Annotated in this window: 14 protein-coding genes; 8 read left to right on the forward strand and 6 right to left on the reverse strand. The window is 65.2% G+C overall.

Going from position 1 to position 15,774, the window contains the following annotated elements; genetic code table 11:
* Positions 1 to 15: 15 nt before the first annotated feature.
* Entirely contained in the window at positions 16 to 762 is a 747-nt protein-coding gene (locus BDW41_RS11640; RefSeq protein WP_233496849.1) for an ATP-binding cassette domain-containing protein, read from the reverse strand.
* On the opposite strand from BDW41_RS11640, the gene BDW41_RS11645 reads away from it, so the two are divergent.
* From BDW41_RS11645 to BDW41_RS11655, 3 genes are all read left to right on the forward strand, one after another.
* Positions 761 to 1,378 carry an arylesterase gene (locus BDW41_RS11645; protein WP_074547874.1) on the forward strand — a complete coding sequence of 206 codons (618 nt, stop codon included), beginning with the start codon at positions 761 to 763 and terminating at the stop codon, positions 1,376 to 1,378. The genes BDW41_RS11640 and BDW41_RS11645 overlap by 2 nt on opposite strands.
* Before the next feature lie 122 nt (positions 1,379 to 1,500).
* Complete coding sequence (locus tag BDW41_RS11650) at positions 1,501 to 2,232, forward strand: response regulator transcription factor (protein WP_074547873.1); 732 nt, start codon at positions 1,501 to 1,503, stop codon at positions 2,230 to 2,232.
* 21 nt (positions 2,233 to 2,253) lie between these two features.
* On the forward strand, positions 2,254 to 3,234 hold the full coding sequence (locus tag BDW41_RS11655; RefSeq protein ID WP_074547872.1) for a HAMP domain-containing sensor histidine kinase: 981 nt from the start codon (positions 2,254 to 2,256) through the stop codon (positions 3,232 to 3,234).
* A 115-nt stretch (positions 3,235 to 3,349) separates the two neighbouring features.
* On the opposite strand, the gene BDW41_RS23890 is transcribed toward BDW41_RS11655, so the two are convergent.
* Positions 3,350 to 4,708, reverse strand: a complete 1,359-nt coding sequence (locus tag BDW41_RS23890; protein ID WP_074547871.1) for a 3-oxoacid CoA-transferase — start codon at positions 4,706 to 4,708, stop codon at positions 3,350 to 3,352.
* Positions 4,709 to 4,951: 243 nt separating this feature from the next.
* Between BDW41_RS23890 and BDW41_RS11665 the strand changes: the two genes are divergently transcribed.
* Positions 4,952 to 5,935 (forward strand): isoaspartyl peptidase/L-asparaginase, encoded by a 984-nt coding sequence (locus tag BDW41_RS11665; protein ID WP_074547870.1) that lies wholly within the window; start codon positions 4,952 to 4,954, stop codon positions 5,933 to 5,935.
* Positions 5,936 to 6,036: 101 nt separating this feature from the next.
* On the opposite strand, the gene BDW41_RS11670 is transcribed toward BDW41_RS11665, so the two are convergent.
* The 3 genes from BDW41_RS11670 to BDW41_RS11680 all read right to left on the reverse strand — a co-directional run bounded on the left by BDW41_RS11670 (position 6,037) and on the right by BDW41_RS11680 (position 9,749).
* Entirely contained in the window at positions 6,037 to 6,600 is a 564-nt protein-coding gene (locus tag BDW41_RS11670) for a response regulator transcription factor (protein ID WP_074547869.1), read from the reverse strand.
* Between the two features lie 98 nt (positions 6,601 to 6,698).
* Entirely contained in the window at positions 6,699 to 7,973 is a 1,275-nt protein-coding gene (locus tag BDW41_RS11675; RefSeq protein WP_074547868.1) for an ATP-binding protein, read from the reverse strand.
* 234 nt (positions 7,974 to 8,207) lie between these two features.
* Positions 8,208 to 9,749, reverse strand: a complete 1,542-nt coding sequence (locus tag BDW41_RS11680; protein WP_074547867.1) for an oligopeptide:H+ symporter — start codon at positions 9,747 to 9,749, stop codon at positions 8,208 to 8,210.
* Between the two features lie 234 nt (positions 9,750 to 9,983).
* Between BDW41_RS11680 and BDW41_RS11685 the strand changes: the two genes are divergently transcribed.
* The 4 genes from BDW41_RS11685 to BDW41_RS11700 all read left to right on the forward strand — a co-directional run bounded on the left by BDW41_RS11685 (position 9,984) and on the right by BDW41_RS11700 (position 12,538).
* Positions 9,984 to 10,355, forward strand: coding sequence for a diacylglycerol kinase (locus BDW41_RS11685; RefSeq protein WP_074547866.1), 372 nt, complete (start codon positions 9,984 to 9,986; stop codon positions 10,353 to 10,355).
* 174 nt (positions 10,356 to 10,529) lie between these two features.
* Positions 10,530 to 11,144 (forward strand): LemA family protein, encoded by a 615-nt coding sequence (locus BDW41_RS11690; protein WP_074547865.1) that lies wholly within the window; start codon positions 10,530 to 10,532, stop codon positions 11,142 to 11,144.
* 1 nt (position 11,145) lies between these two features.
* The gene (locus BDW41_RS11695) at positions 11,146 to 12,033 is read left to right on the forward strand and encodes a TPM domain-containing protein (protein ID WP_074547864.1); all 888 of its coding nucleotides are present in this window, start codon (positions 11,146 to 11,148) and stop codon (positions 12,031 to 12,033) included.
* Position 12,034: 1 nt separating this feature from the next.
* On the forward strand, positions 12,035 to 12,538 hold the full coding sequence (locus BDW41_RS11700; RefSeq protein WP_074547863.1) for a TPM domain-containing protein: 504 nt from the start codon (positions 12,035 to 12,037) through the stop codon (positions 12,536 to 12,538).
* A gap of 193 nt (positions 12,539 to 12,731) precedes the next feature.
* On the opposite strand, the gene BDW41_RS11705 is transcribed toward BDW41_RS11700, so the two are convergent.
* Complete coding sequence (locus BDW41_RS11705) at positions 12,732 to 15,605, reverse strand: TonB-dependent receptor (protein ID WP_074547862.1); 2,874 nt, start codon at positions 15,603 to 15,605, stop codon at positions 12,732 to 12,734.
* Between the last annotated feature and the right edge of the window lie 169 nt (positions 15,606 to 15,774).

Consider the following 15,774-nt stretch of genomic DNA (forward strand, 5'->3'; position numbering starts at 1 on the left):
CCGCCAACGCGGCCATCACGGCGCCACCGCCGCGGAAGCGCGCGGCGCGACGAGCACGCGGCCGTTGTCCAGCGTCACCTGCCGCGCGCAGCGCGCGGCGAGGCGGGGATCGTGGGTCACCAGCACCAGGGTCGTGCGGTGATCGTGGTTCAGTGCGAACAGCAGATCGCTCACGTGCTGGCCGGTGCGCTGGTCCAGATTGCCGGTGGGTTCGTCCGCGAACAGCAGGCGGGGGCTGTGCACGAAGGCGCGGGCGATGGCCACGCGCTGCTGTTCGCCGCCGGAGAGCTGCGCCGGATAGTGCCGACGCCGCGCCGTCAGTTCGACCGCCTCCAGTGCTTCGCGGGCGCGGCCGCGCGCGTCGTCGCGGCCTTCCAGATCCAGCGGCAGCATCACGTTTTCCTCGGCGGTCAGCGCCGGCAACAGGTGGAACGACTGGAACACGAAACCGACCAGGCGGCGGCGCAGGTCCGCGCGGGCTTCTTCGTCCATGCGTTCTAGCGAGTTGCCGTCCAGCGCGATATGCCCGCTGGACGGCGTATCCAGCCCGGCCAGCAGGCCGAGCAGGGTGGTCTTGCCCGAGCCCGACGCGCCGACGATGGCGAAACTTTCGCCTTCGCGCACCTGCAGCGACACACCGCTGAGGATGTCCAGCCGGCCCTCGGGGCCCTGAACCGACTTGCTAACATCGGTCGCGTCCAACAGGACACCCTTGGGGCCGGGTTGCGGGCTCCCGGATATTGCGGAGGCATTGCCACTCATGCGTCGTTTCCTTTGCTGCCTGGTCGTGCTGTGGGGTGCCGTCATCGGCACCGCGCAGGCGGCGCCGCCGAAAACCGTGCTCGTGCTGGGCGATTCGCTGTCCGCTGCGCACAACATTCCGGTCGAGGCCGGCTGGGTCCATCTGCTCGGTGACCGTCTGGCCAAGATGGAGCCGGGTTGGACCGTGGTCAATGCCAGCATCAGCGGTGAAACCTCGCTCAGCGGACGCAACCGTCTTCCGGCGCTGCTGGAAAAGACCCATCCGGCGGTGCTGGTGATCGAGCTGGGCGCCAACGACGGCCTGCGCGGCCTGCCCCTGGCCCAGTTGAAGGAGAACCTGGCCGCCATGATCGATGCCGGCCAGAAGGCCCACGCCCGGGTGCTGCTGCTGGGCATCGAGCTGCCGGTGAATTACGGCCCGCAGTACCGCGATGGCTTGCGCGCCGTGTATGCCGACCTGGCCAAATCCAAGCACGTGGCCCTGGTGCCCTTCCTGTTGGATGGCGTGGCGCTGAAGCCGGAGTTGATGCAGGAGGACGGCCTGCACCCCGTGGCCGCCGGCGAGCCCCTGGTGCTGGACAACGTATGGAAGGAGTTGGCGCCGCTTTTGCGCTGAAAACGGCAGTACGTGATGATAATCACAACCGCGCGTGAATCGGGCGTCACTGCCTTCACACGACCCTCACGATGGCGGTCGTTAGCTGTTCACCTTTGTGAAGTCAGCTTCAGGAGGTACGGATGAGCTCGCGCGACGAACAAGCAGGACTGATCCTTCTGGTCGAGGACAACCGCCAGATCGCAGAAATGGTCGGCGAATTTCTGGAGCGCAGGGGATACTCGGTCGACTACGCGGCCGATGGCGTCAGTGGTCTGCACCTGGCCGTTTCCAACAGCTACGACGTGGTCGTGCTCGACCTGATGCTGCCGGGCATGGACGGCCTGGACGTGTGCCGCAAGCTGCGGCGCGACGCCAAGAAATCCACCCCGGTGCTCATGCTCACCGCCCGCGACACGCTCGAAGACAAACTCATCGGCCTGGAAGCCGGCGCCGACGACTACCTGGTCAAGCCCTTCGAGGTGCGCGAACTGGAAGCGCGCCTGCGCGCACTGATCCGCCGCGACCGCCGCCAGGTATCCACCGAAATCCTTACCGTGGGCGACATGACGCTCGACACCGCCACGCTGCGTCTGGTGCGCGGCGGACAGGAGCTCACCGTGTCGCCGATCGGGCTGAAGTTGCTGGCGATCCTCATGCGCGAATCGCCCCGCGTGGTGAGCCGCCGCGACATCGAACGCGAGATCTGGGGCGACACCTTGCCCGATTCGGACACCTTGCGGTCCCATCTCTATAATCTGCGCCGCGTCATCGACAAACCGTTCGATCGCCCGCTGCTGCATACCATCCACTCCGCCGGATATCGCCTTGCCGATCTTGAGTCGGAGGTGGCCTCGGCCTCGCAGCCGGCATGATCGTGTCCGCATGAGTTGATTATGGCCAGCAGGGGCAGTTCCAAGCCCGCGCGGATCTTCCCGCGCGGGCGCTTTCATCGGCGCATGGCGATCATCTTTGGCCTGCAGTTGCTGGCCATCGTGATCGTGTGCCTGATGGGTTTCTACGACGTCGCGCCGATGGGCGCGGTGCTCGCGCTCATCGTCATCATCAGCGCGCTGTCATGGCTGGCCGCGCGGCGCGAATGGACGCCGGTCAGCCGTCTTGCGCAGGCCGTCAGCGCGTGGGACGAACAATCCAGCGGCCTGGATGGCTGGCGGCCCGACCAGATCTCGCGCCGCACCGACGCCGACGTGGCTACGCTAGCGAGCAGCCTCTACGGTTTTGCCAACCGCATCGCCGGATACAACCAGCGCGAGCGCAACTTCACCCGCGACGCAAGCCACGAACTGCGCAGCCCGCTCACCGTGATCAAGATGTCCGCCGACATGCTGGCCGACGACGCCTCGCTGGGCGAGTTCGGCCAGCGCTCCGTGCAACGCATCAAGCGCTCCACGCGCGAAATGGAAGCACTGGTCGAGGCCTTGCTGATCCTGGCGCGCGAATCGGACAACGGGCTCACCGAAGAGGATTTCGTCGTCAACGACGTGATCCGCCACGAGCTGCCGGATGTGATGGAAATGCTGGAAGGGCGCCCGATCACGCTGGAACTCGACGAGCCCGCGCGCTTCGCCTTGCACGGCTCGCCACGCGTATTCGCCGTGCTGTGCTGGCAACTGATCCGCAATGCCTGCCAGCAGGCGGAAGGCGGCACCGTAGTGATCACCGTGATGCCGGGCATGGTGACGGTGACGCACCGTTATGACGACTCGCACGGCCGCGCCAACCGTCATGGTTTCGAACTGGCCATCGCGCAGCGCATCAGCGAGCGTTTCCAGTGGCCCCTGGAATTGCAGACGCACGACGGACGCCGCCACATAGCGCGCATCCGCTTTCCGGAATCGACGCCGCTGCCTGCCTGAGCATGCCTGGCGCTGCGTCTCCTTCGGCGCCTGCCTACCTCAAAATCTTCGAGCCGTATCCAACTTCCTCACCGTCATCCCGGCTTTCGCCGGAATGACGGTGAGGAGCAGGGGTTCACTGCTTCAGCGACGGGCTCACCGCGAACGCGCAGCCCGTCTTCGCCTTCACGTCATCCAGCGTCACGCCGTCGTGCAGTTCGATCAGGGTCAGGCCTTTGCCTTTGTCGACCGAGAACACGCACAGGTCGGTGATGATCAGGTCCACGCATTCCTTGCCGGTGATGGGCAGGTCGCACTGATTCTTGATCTTGGGCGAACCGTCCTTCGCGGTGTGCTCCATCAGCACGACCACGCGCTTCACGCCGCTGACCAGGTCCATCGCGCCGCCGGGCCCCTTCACCATCTTGCCCGGCACCATCCAGTTGGCGATGTCGCCGGTGCAGGACACTTCCAGGCCGCCGAGGATGGACAGGTCGATATGGCCGCCGCGGATCATCGCGAACGATTCGGCGCTGGAGAAGAAGCTCGAGCCGGGCAGGGCGGTGATGGTCTGCTTGCCGGCGTTGATCAGGTCCGGATCCACGTTCGCTTCATCCGGGAACGGGCCGATGCCGAGCAGGCCGTTCTCCGACTGCAGCGTGACGTCCATGCCCGGCGGGATGTAATTGGCCACCAGCGTGGGAATGCCGATGCCGAGGTTCACGTAGAAACCGTCCTGCAGTTCCTTCGCGGCGCGCTGCGCCATGGCCGTGCGGATCGGGCTTTCCTTGCCGGTGTTGGCGCCGGCCACGGTGCGGAACTCGATGCGCTTCTCGTAGGACGGGCCCTGGATGATGCGATCGACGTAGATGCCCGGCACGTGGATGTTGTTCGGATCGAGCGAACCCACTTCGACCAGTTCTTCCACCTCGGCCACGCAGACCTTGCCGCAGGTGGCGATCATCGGGTTGAAGTTGCGCGCGGTTTCGCGGAACACCAGGTTGCCCAGGCGATCGCCCTTCCAGGCTTTCACGATGGACAGGTCGGCATGGATGGCCTCTTCCAGCACGTATTCCTTGCCGTTGAAGACCTTGGTTTCCTTGCCTTCGGCCAGCTTGGTGCCGAACGCCGTGCGCGTGTAGAAGCCCGGGATGCCCGCGCCGCCGGCGCGCAGCTTCTCCGCCAGCGTGCCCTGCGGCACGAGGTGCAGCTCCAGTTCGCCGGCCAGCACCTGGCGCTCGAATTCCTTGTTCTCGCCCACGTAGGAGGCATACACGCGCTTGACCTGCCGGGTCTTGAGCAGCGGGCCCATGCCGAAGTCATCCACGCCGGCATTGTTGCCCACGATGGTGAGCCCCTTGGTGCCCGCCTTCAGCAGTGCAGCGATGAGGTTCTCGGGAATGCCGCACAGGCCGAAGCCGCCGGCGGCGATGGTCATGTCGTCGAACAGCAGGCCGTCGAGAGCTTGCGCCGCGCTTGCATAAACCTTGTCCATTGCGATGCCTTCTTGCAGGGGAGAGCCAGCTGCCAAGGATACGACGGAATGGTGACCGCACATGCTGTACCAAGGTCGCAAGGCGGATGGATGGCGCCGTGAAGCGGCTTGAGCCTTGACGTCGCACCATCCGGATGAGCATGGAGGAAATGGCTGGCTATACTCCCGCCAACGTTGTGGGGAGTGCCGTCCGTGAAGTCCAGCCGTCTTGTCGCCGCTGTCGCGGCGCTGGGGATAGCGTCCATGAGCCATGCCGCTTCGCCGGTGTTGGTGATCCATGGTGGGGCGGGCGTGATCAAGCGTGACATGACACCGGTCAGGGAGAAGGCCGTGCGCGCCGCGCTGACGCAGGCCCTGCAGAGCGGCTATGCGCAGCTCAAGGCCGGCAAGAGCGCGGTGGAGGCGGTGTCGGCGGCGATCGTCGTGCTCGAGGATGACCCCAACTTCAATGCGGGCAAGGGTTCGGTCTTCACGCACGATGGCAAGAACGAGATGGACGCCGCCGTCATGGATGGCGCGACTCTGGAGGCGGGCTCGGTGGCCGGCGTGCATCGCGTGAAGAACCCGATCCTGCTGGCGCGCGCGGTGATGGAGAAATCGCAGCACGTGATGCTGGTAGGCGACGGCGCTGAGGAGTTCGCCAGGCAAGTAGGCGTCACTCTGGTCGATCCCGCGTACTTCCGCACGGACGAGCGTTGGCAGCAGTTGCAGAAGGCGCTCAAGGAAGACGAGAACCACGAGAAGCATTCCGACCCGGAAACGGCCAGGCATTTCGGTACGGTCGGCGCTGTTGCGCTCGATGCCGAAGGGCATCTGGCGGCGGGCACGTCCACCGGCGGCATGAACGACAAGCGCTGGGGACGTGTCGGCGACTCCCCGCTCATCGGCGCGGGCACCTATGCCAATTCAGGCTGCGCGGTATCCGGCACGGGCTGGGGCGAGTACTACATCCGCACCGTGGCGGCGCATGAGATCTGCATGCGTGTGACGCAGATGCGCGTGCCGCTGCGTCGTGCGGCGGCCGAGGTGATCAATCAGGAAATCCCGTCGATGGGCGGCAATGGCGGCGCCATTGCGCTGGACGCGAACGGCACCGTATCGATGCCGTTCAATACCGATGGCATGTATCGCGGCTGGATCGGCGCCGATGGCGTGCCGCACGTGGCCATTTATGGCGATGAGGACGACGGCACTTCGGAGCCCTTGCCCGAGAGCAAGGGTGAGTGAAAGACATAGGAGTGAGTGAAGAGAAGTGAGAAGTGAGAGAAGAGCGTGGCACGGGCCGGCTTTCTCTCACTTCTCACTTCTCTTCACTCACTTCTCGCTTCTCAATCCTCGCTCTCCGGCCTTTCCCGTACCGGGTGTTTGCTGAGCTTGCGCTGCAGCGTGCGGCGATGCATGCCCAGGCGGCGGGCGGTTTCCGAGATGTTGCCGTCGCATTCGGTCAGTACGCGCTGGATGTGTTCCCATTCCAGGCGGCGCAGGGCCAGCGGTGCTTCCGGTGCGTCGATCACGTCGTCTTCGCTGGCGGCGGTGTCGCCGTCGAGGAGGGCGCGCACCACGGCATCGGCGTCCACGGGCTTGGCGAGGTAGTCGTGCGCGCCGCGCTTGATGGCTTCAACGGCGGTGGCGATGGAGGCGTAGCCGGTCAGCAGCAGCACGCGGATTTCGGGCACCAGGGCCTGCAGTTCCGGGATCAGGCGCAGGCCGTTCTCTTCGCCGAGCTTCAGGTCGAGCACGCAGTAGCGCGGCTGGTGGCGGCGGGTGAGCGCGCGGGCCTCATCGGCGTTGCTGGCGGTGATGACCTCGAAGCCGCGCGAGCTCAGCGCACGCGCAAGCACGCGGGCAAAAGTGGCGTCGTCATCGATAATGAGTAGTTGCTGATCGCTCATGGTGTTCTCCTCGGCATCGTGCCGATGTAGGCATTTTCGCCGCTGCGACAACGCATGCCTATGTGGCCACGTGCCACTGTGGCTATCCGCCGCAGGGATTATGGCGCAGCGATCACCGCCAGCGGCAGGCGCAGCCGCATCTGGGCGCCATGCCCGGTATTGAGCGCGATCAGTTCGCCTTCCAGGCGTTCGGCGGTGGCTTCGGCCAGCGCGAGCCCAATGCCCAGTCCGGTCTGCTTGTGCGAGCGGCCAAGTTCAGACAATTCCCCAGTGGGGTCGGCAAAGCCGGGTCCGTGGTCGGCCACGATCAGCTCCAGCCAACCGCCATCCCGCCGCACGGTGAGTGCCACGGCCTGTGAGTGATGGAGCGCGGAAGCATCCGCGGCGTTGTTCAGCAGATTCAGCAGGGCATGGCGCAGGCCCGGTGGCGTGCGCAAAACAGTGCGCGCGGCCTCCTGGTCGAGCGCAAGCGCCAGGTCCGCTTCCGGACGCAACAGCTGGAACCGTTCCAGGCAGCCGTGGATGAAGCTGTCCACGGTGAGCTGTTCCGGTTCCTGCGAGAGCTGCGCCTTGCCGAAGGCGACCATCTCGCGAAGGATGGTGCGGCAGCGGTCGACCTGTCCTTCCAGCAATGCCAGATCGTCGGCCAGTGCGGTGTCACCGGCGTGCTCGCGGCGCAGCTCGGGCAGCAGCGTGCGCATGGTGGCCAGGGGCGTGTTGAGTTCGTGCGCGGCGCCCGCCGCCTGCGTGGCGATGGCGAGAATGCCTTCGTCGCGCAAGGCACGCTCGCGCACGCGCTGCATTTCCAGCTGCTGCAGGCGCACGGCGCGCGCCAGCCGGTTGATGAAGAAGCCCAGCAGCACCGCCATGATCACGAAGTTCACGCCCATGCCGAGCACGTGCAGCGAGAACTCGGCGGTGGAATGCATGGGCACCGGCAACGGCACGTACCAGAACAACAGCACCGCGTAGGCCGCGCCCACCAGGGCCGCGACGGCGAGCACCGCGTTGACCGTCAGCGCCGCCGCGCTCAGCGCGATGGGAATCAGCAATAGCGAAATAAAGGGATTGCTCGCGCCGCCGGTGAAATGCAGCAGATAGCCCAGCACCAGCGTGTCCACGCCCACGTGGAGGATGGTTTCCCATTGGCGGATGGGCCAGGGCTGGGTGAGTCGCCAGGCAGCAAACACTGCGAACACGGCGAGCAGGCCGATGCCGACCATCAAGGGCAGCAGCGGGATGTCCATGTGCATCCACAGGGCACAGACCAGCACGGCGGTGCTCTGCCCGGCGATGGCGCAGATGCGCAGCCAGGCGAGGCTGCGGAAAAGGGTGCGTGGGCCGATGCGTTGCTGCGTGGAGGGGCGTTTCATGGGCGGGATACTAGCCGGTTTGTTCGGCATCCCCGATATAGGGTACGCAGGTGCGTCGCTATGGGTCCCGGTTTTTATCGTCATTCCGGGGCAGGCCGGAATCCAGATGCGAGGCGTGGCGATGGTCGCGAAAAGCTGGTCAGCCCTTCAGCGACTGCCGACCTGACGGCGATGGGCTGCGGCGGCGTAGGCCCAAAAAAACTCGCCCCGGCGAGCGGGGCGAGCAGTGGTCGATCAGACTTCTTCGCTATGCACCGCCGGCAGCGGTGTGTGCGCTTCGGAATGGCTGCGCGAGAGCTTGTTCATCAACGGCAGCATGACCACGGCGACCACGGTGCAGGCAATGCCCACGAAGCCGAGTTTGTTGAACAGGCTCACGTAGATGTTGAGCGATTCGACCGGGCTGCTGATGTTCTCCGGCATGGCGGCCAGGTTGGCCACGACGCTGCCCAGGTACTGGGAGATGCCCACGGCCACGTAGTACGCGCCCATCATGAAACCGCCCATGCGGGCCGGCACGTAGCGGGCGATCATCGCCAGGCCCAGGCCGCTCACCAGCAGCTCGCCGAGCGAGTAGAGGCCGTAGCCCCAGATCATGGTCCAGGAGGACACCTGGCCATCGACCGCGCTCATCGCGCCGAAGCCGTACATGAAGAAGCCCAGCGCCACGGCGGCGAAACCGAAGGCGAATTTGGTGGCCACCGAGGGATCTTTCCCCGCGCGGCCGAGCGTGTTGTAGATCGCCACCAGCACCGGGCTCAGGATCACGATCCAGATCGCATTGAGATTCTGGTACTGCTCCGGGATCCAGGTGATGTGAAACTGGGTGATGCCCAGGTTGAAGTCCTGCTGCAGGTTGACGTTCTTCTGCGCGAACAGATTCAGCGACGTCGCCATCTGCGCATAGAAGATGAAGAAGAAGATCGTCTGCACGGTGAGCACCAGCGCAGCGATCAGGCCGGCGCGCTCGCTCTTCTCGGCGTTGCGGATCAGGTGCACGAAGATCGCCAGGATCACGATGCCGGCCAGGTACACGCAGATCTTGGCGGCCAGCAGGCTCTGCAGGATGAAGGCCGCAACGGCCACGATGGCCAGCGACGCGCCGGCCAGCGCGAGCACGCGCTTGGCCTGCAGGGCCTGCTCGTCCGCGGGCGAGCCGATGTGCGCCAGCGTGCGATGCATCAGCGAGTAGTTGATCAGGCCGAGCACCAGGCCCACGGCGCAGGCGCCGAACGCGGTGTGCCAGCCCATCGCGTCGCCCATGTGCGCGCCGACGTAGTCGCGGATCCACGGCGTGGCCGTCATCGACACCATCGAGCCGATGTTCACCGCCATGTAGTAGATGGTGAAGGCGCTATCGATGCGCACATCGTCGCCCTCGTAGATCTTGCGCACGAGGTTGCCCGCGTTGGGCTTGAAGAAACCGTTGCCGACGATGATCACGCCCAGCGACAGGTAGGTGAGCGTCGGATTGTTGGAGGGGATCCACAGCATCGCGTAGCCCAGCGCCAGCACCACGGCGCCGGTGACCATGGTGCGGCGGGTGCCGATGAGCTTGTCGCCCACCCAGCCGCCAATGGCGGGCGTGGCGTAGATCAGCGCGGCGGCCGCGCCCCACACGAGGTTGGCCTTGCTGTCGGCGAAGCCCAGCTTCTTCATCATGTAGGTGACCATGAGCACCTGCATGCCGTAGAAGCCGAAGCGCTCCCACATCTCGATCAGGAACACGGTGCTGAACGAGCGGGCCTGTGAGACCGGTGGATTCTGGATTGCCATTCAATTGTCCGTACTGCGGTTCATACAACGGCCGCACGCAGCGGCCGGCTCGCGTGACCTGGGAAATCGGTCACAAAGTGGCAAAGCGTAACCTATCCGTCATTCAGGTAACGTTGCGCTGCCGCAAGCAGGAAACTGCGATCTGCCGGCCTCGGGGCGGGTATGGCAAAATTGCGGACTTATGCCCGCGGCACGCGGGGCGGCCGCGCCGCAATCTCACAGAGGACGACACCCATGGCCGCCACCGGTTTTCGCGGGCCCCGGCAAATCTGGAACGCGTTCAAGTGGTCCATGAAGGGGCTGCAGGCCGGCTGGCGCCATGAGGCCTCGTTCCGCCTGGAGGTGTGCATCGCCGTGGTGCTGGTGCCGCTGGGCCTGTGGGTGGGCAATGGCGCGCTGGAAAAGATTGCCCTGGTGCTGCCGCCGGTACTGGTGCTTTCCGCCGAGCTGCTCAATTCGGCGGTGGAAGCGGTGGTCGACAAGGTCAGCCCGGAGTTCCACGAACTGGCCGGGCGCGCCAAGGACATGGGCTCGGCCGCGGTGTTCCTGCTGCTGGCCATGACCGCCCTGACCTGGGGGCTGATCCTGTGGCCGCGGTGGTTCTGAGGCGACAGTCCTGACTGGCTCTGCCGCAGGAGCCTGTTCCGTCATTCCGGCCTGTGCCGGAATGACGAGCGGCTAGGGTTGAGGCCTCTCAACAGGTTCCTAAGACTTCGCAAGATTGCGCCATTCACAACGGAATGCTGCAATGGCGCCTCCACCGGATTGGAGCACTTCCCCATGAAATTTCTTCGCGTCCTCGCCGTGTTGTTGGTTGCCGTCGGCCTGTCGGGCTGCGGATACAACGCCATCCAGCGTCAGGACGAGGCCGTGAAGGCGGCCTGGTCCGAAGTGCTCAACCAGTACCAGCGCCGCGCCGACCTTGTGCCCAACCTCGTCAACACGGTGAAGGGCTATGCCCAGCACGAAGAGCGCGTGCTGACCGAAGTGACCAACGCACGCGCCAAGGTGGGCAGCACGCAGCTGACCACCGACGACCTGAACAACCCCGAGAAGCTCAAGCAGTTCCAGGCCGCGCAGGGTGAATTGTCCAGTGCGCTGTCCCGCCTGATGGTGGTGAGCGAGAACTACCCGCAGCTCAAGGCCGATGGCCTGTTCCAGAACCTGCAGGCGCAGCTGGAAGGCACCGAGAACCGCATCACCGTGGCGCGCAACCGCTACGTGAAGGAAGTGCAGGAATACAACTCGATGATCCGCACCTTCCCGAACAACCTCACCGCCAAGATGTTCGGCTACCAGGTGAAGCCGAATTTCTCGGTCGAGAACGAAAAGGCCATTTCCACGGCGCCGACGGTGGATTTCGGCAGCCCGGCGCCCGCCTCCTCGGCGCACTGACGTGACCCGGCGCGTTGCGCGCCTGCTGCTCGTGCTGGCGGTGGCCTTGCTGCCGCTGGCATGGCTGCATGCGGATGAAGCCTTACCCACCCTCACGCGCCACGTCACCGACCTCACCGGCACGTTGACGCCCCAGCAGGTCGACCAGCTCGACGCGCAACTGGTGTCGCTGGAAAAGACCAAGGGCGCGCAGCTGGTGGTCCTCATGGTGCCGACCACGCAGCCGCAGGAGATCGAGGAATACTCGCTGGCGGTGGCCGAAGCCAACAAGATCGGCCGCAAGGGCACCGACGACGGCCTGCTGCTGGTGGTGGCGAAGAACGATCGCCGCGTGCGCATCGAGGTCGGCTATGGCCTGGAAGGCGCCGTGCCGGATGCGGCCACGGCGCGCATCATCCGCGAATACATCGCGCCGAAATTCCGCACCAACGATTACTACGGCGGCATCAGCGACGCTGTCGGCGCACTGACTCAACTGGTCAACGGCGAGGCGTTGCCGCCGCCGGTGCAGAGCGGCAACCGCGAACGCCGCGGCGTGCCCTTCGGGCAGGTGTTGCTGATCGGCGTATTCATCGGGATCTTCCTGCGCAGCTTCCTTGGCGGCACGACGGTATGGCTGCGCACGCCCCTGGGCGCGGCGGTCGCCGGCGGCATCGTGTGGCTGCTGGCGGCATCGGTAGGGGCGGGCATTCTGGCGGCGATCATCGGCGGCGTCATGATGCTGCTGCCCGGCGGTGGCGGGCGCTCGATTGGCGGTGGTGGCTGGGGCGGCTTCGGTGGCTGGGGCGGTGGTGGCTTCGGCGGCGGCGGTGGCGGAGGCTTTGGGGGTGGCGGCTTCAGCGGTGGCGGCGGCAGTTTTGGTGGTGGCGGATCGTCAGGGAGCTGGTGACATGTCGCGCACGCAACGCCTTTTCATGAATCTGTTCGACGGCTGGTTCCAGTTGCGCCGGCGTTTCCCCAAGAGCCTGCTCGACGAGATGACCACCGCGATTGCCCAGGGCGAGCGCGAACATCGCGGCGAAGTGTGCTTTGCCATCGAGTCGCGGCTTGCGCCCGGCGCCGTGCTGGCCGGCATGAACGCGGAACATCGCGCGCGCCAGGTCTTCGCGCAACTGCACGTATGGGACACGCTGCACAACAGCGGCGTGCTGTTCTACGTGCTGATGGCCGAGCATCGCGTGGTGATCATCGCCGACCGCGGCGTCGCGGCAGCGGTGACCCAGACCGAGTGGGATGCCATTCGCGATCACATGCTGGCCAGCTTCGCACGAGGCGAGTGGCGCAAGGGCTGCCTCGAGGGCATTGCCGAGGCGCATGCGCTCTTGCTCAAGCACTTCCCAGGCAATGACAAGGATGCGCCGGACGAGTTGCCGGACAGGCCGGTATTGCTCTGAGCACAGGATCGGCGTTGTATGTCGGCCGCTCACTTCCATCCGCATGGCTTACCAATAATCCGGTCCATGTCGGAAGGTTGCTTGTGTCTGGCGTCGCGCGGAATACGTGTCGCCCGTGCGACCCTTCACGGCAGCCGCTCATAAAAAAGCGGGCCCGAAGGCCCGCTTTTCGAAGTACCGCACTCTTTCGAGCTTAGAACTTCTGGTTGTACGACACGTACCAGTAACGGTCGATGTCGAACGCCGGGTTGTACGGCGCGCTGCCGGTGCCCGAGGTGGTCACGGAGTAGTAGTACGGGCCCTTCTTGTTGAAGATGTTGTTCACACCGACAGTGAAGGTGCCCTTCCACGGAGCCGTGTAGCGGAACTGCGCGTCGTTGAACGCCACCGAACCCTTCTGGCTCATGCCGTAGGTGCCCCACCAGGGGTTGGTGTAGTTCGGCGAGGAGCATTCCACGGTCGCGGTGTAGCAGCTGTCCTTCAGACCCGAGTAGTAGCGGACTGTCCAGCTGGCACCGAACTGCTTGAAGTCCCAATCCACCTGCAGGTTGGAACGCAGACGGTACAGGCCGTCTTCGCCACTCATGAAGCCGACCGGCGTGTTGGCCACGGCGCCCGGACCCGACACGGTCTCGTACTTGGTCAGGTAGGTGCTGTCCGAAGCGATGCGGAAGCGGCCGATCGAGGTCTCAGGCAGACGGTAGTGGATACCGACGTCGTAGCCTTCGGTCTTCAGCGTGCCGAGGTTGGCGAGGCCTTCGTTGAGCGAGTCGATCGAGCCGGCTGCCAGGTTCGAGGTGGCCGTTCCGGTGCGGCTGAAGTTGTTGCAGAAGTTCTGGTCGTTGTTGATGTAGCAGTAGTCAACGATGTTCTGCGCAAGCACCGACGAGATGATGTTCTTCACGTAGATGTTGTAGTAGTCAACCGTGAAGTCCAGGCCTTCCACGTAGTGCGGGCTGTAGACCAGGCCCAGTGTACGGGTGATCGACGTTTCCGGCTTCAGGTTCGGGTTGGAGCCGGAAAGGAACGCCACCGGCGTCTGACCACCGTTGGTGCTGGTGATCTGCTGGCCGGTCTGATCGACCTGGCGGTAGTTCGCCGGCACGCCAGCGGCGGTACAGCGAGCCTTGACGCTGGCATTGGTGGCAGCCGCGCCGTACTGGGAATCGCACGGGTCGAGGAACGTTTCGAAGCTCTGGCCGACACCGCCGTACAGGTCGTTGATGGTCGGAGCGCGGAAGCCCTGCGCCCAGGTACCGCGGACCAGCAGGTCCGCGAACGGACGCCAGCGGAAGCTGTACTTGTTGTTCGTGGTGCTGCCGAAGTTGCTGTAGTGCGAGTAGCGGCTGGCCACGTTCACGCCCAGCTCCTGCGCGCCCGGCAGGTCACGCAGCAGCGGTACGTCGAGCTCGAGGTAGGCTTCGTTGGTGTTGTACGCACCGGAGGTCGGGGCGCTGGCCAGGTTGGTGGTCAGGCCCGCGGAGTCGGCGGCGTCCGGACGGAAGTTGCCCTTCTCGCCGCGGTGTTCCACGCCCACTGCCAGGTTGACCGTGCCGGCCGGCAAGTCGAACAGGCCGCCGGAGACGTTGGCGGTCCAGTCGGAGGTGTAGCTGGCCTGGCGATCGGTGCTGCGGTAGTTCAGGTAGTTCCACACCGACTGCGGCGTGGCGCCCGGACCGGCCAGGATGTTCCACGGCACGCAACCGGCAGCGCGGTCGGCGGCGCTGGCGCAAGCCACCTGGCCGTCGATCATGGTCGTCGGGCCCAGGGCCGCGCGCGCGTTCGGCAGGTAGATGTTGCCGGTGCCACGGATGCGGATCTTGTTGGCGTCGTAGGTGAAGCCAGCGTCCCACGACCAGTCGTGGTTGAGGAACTGGAAGTAGCCTTCGGCGCCCAGGTCGATGTGAGCGAGCTTGGACTGGGTGTCCGTGACGCGCGGCATTTCCACCGTGCGACGGAAGAACTCGACGTCCTGGCCCGGGAACGGGTTGTAGGCGTTCTGGCCGCTGATCAGGATCGGCTCATCGGCCGCGCCCGACTGGAAGGGGTAGCCGGCGAGCTGGCTCGACGTGTCGCGCGTGCTGTAGCTGGCGGCAGCGTGCAGCGTGATGTTGTCGGTGAGCTTGTAGCGATCCTGCAGGTACAGGTTCTTCAGCTTGGTGCCGGCGCGGAAGGTCATGTCCTTCTGCGTGTTGTACTTGTCGGCGGTGCTGTTGGGGTCGTACAGGTGGTAGCCCGCGGGCGCACCGGCGGTCGTCGTCTGCGAACCGTGGTTGTACACGTACTGGTCGTCCGTGGCCGGATCGACCACGCGGCCGTACGGGCCAAGGCCCAGGCCGGCGTTCGGGTGACGCGGACCCTGAGCGTAGGAGGTTTCCGGACGCTCCTTGTTCCACATCGAGTCGACGTTCTGGTAGGACGCGCCGAGGATGATGGAGTTCTTCTCGGTGCTGTGACCCCAGGTGAAGTCGTAGTTCTGCGTTTCGCCGTCGCCCTTGCCGTTCTGGCCGTAGTAGACGTTGGCTTCGGCGCCGTCGAACTTCTCCTTGGTGATGATGTTCACCACGCCGCCGATGGCGTCGGAGCCGTAGATGGAGGAGGCGCCATCCTTGAGGATGTCGATGCGCTCGATCATCGCGACCGGGATGGTCGACAGGTCGGTCAGGCCGTTCAGGCTGGTGCTCCAGCGACGACCGTTGACCAGCACCAGGGTGCGCTGCGAGCCGAGGTTGCGGATGTTGACGTAGCGGCCGCCGACGTCAGCGCCGGAGGACAGCGTGTCCTGCGGGGTGATGTCCGGCGTGCCCGCGGACGGCATGCGGGCCAGGATGTCGTTGACGTTGGTCAGACCGGTCGCCTTGATGGCGGCCTTGTCCATGGTGAAGACGGGCTGAGAGGTCTCCACGTCCACGCTGCGGATGCGCGAACCGGTGACGGTGACGGTCTCGAGGCTCTTGGCCGAGGACTGATCGGCCTGGGCGGGGGCAGCGTCCTGTGCGGCCACCGACCACGTCTGCAGCACGAGCGCTGCGGCGATGGCAGTAGCCAGCAGTGTCTTTTGCTTCATTGTTGGAACTCCGAACAAAAAATAGCCATCAGCCAGCGGCGAGAGCTGGGCATCTGGATATGGGGATGGCGCGTCCGGCCTTGGGGAAAGGGGGCGTGCCGTGGCATCGCCAGGCTTGGGGGACAGGCGATGTAATCCCGAAGTTAAAACAAAGTGACGTGTAGGTGCA

Source organism: Dyella sp. AtDHG13 (assembly GCF_003201105.1).
In the GTDB taxonomy this organism is placed as follows: Bacteria; Pseudomonadota; Gammaproteobacteria; order Xanthomonadales; family Rhodanobacteraceae; genus Dyella; species Dyella jiangningensis_B.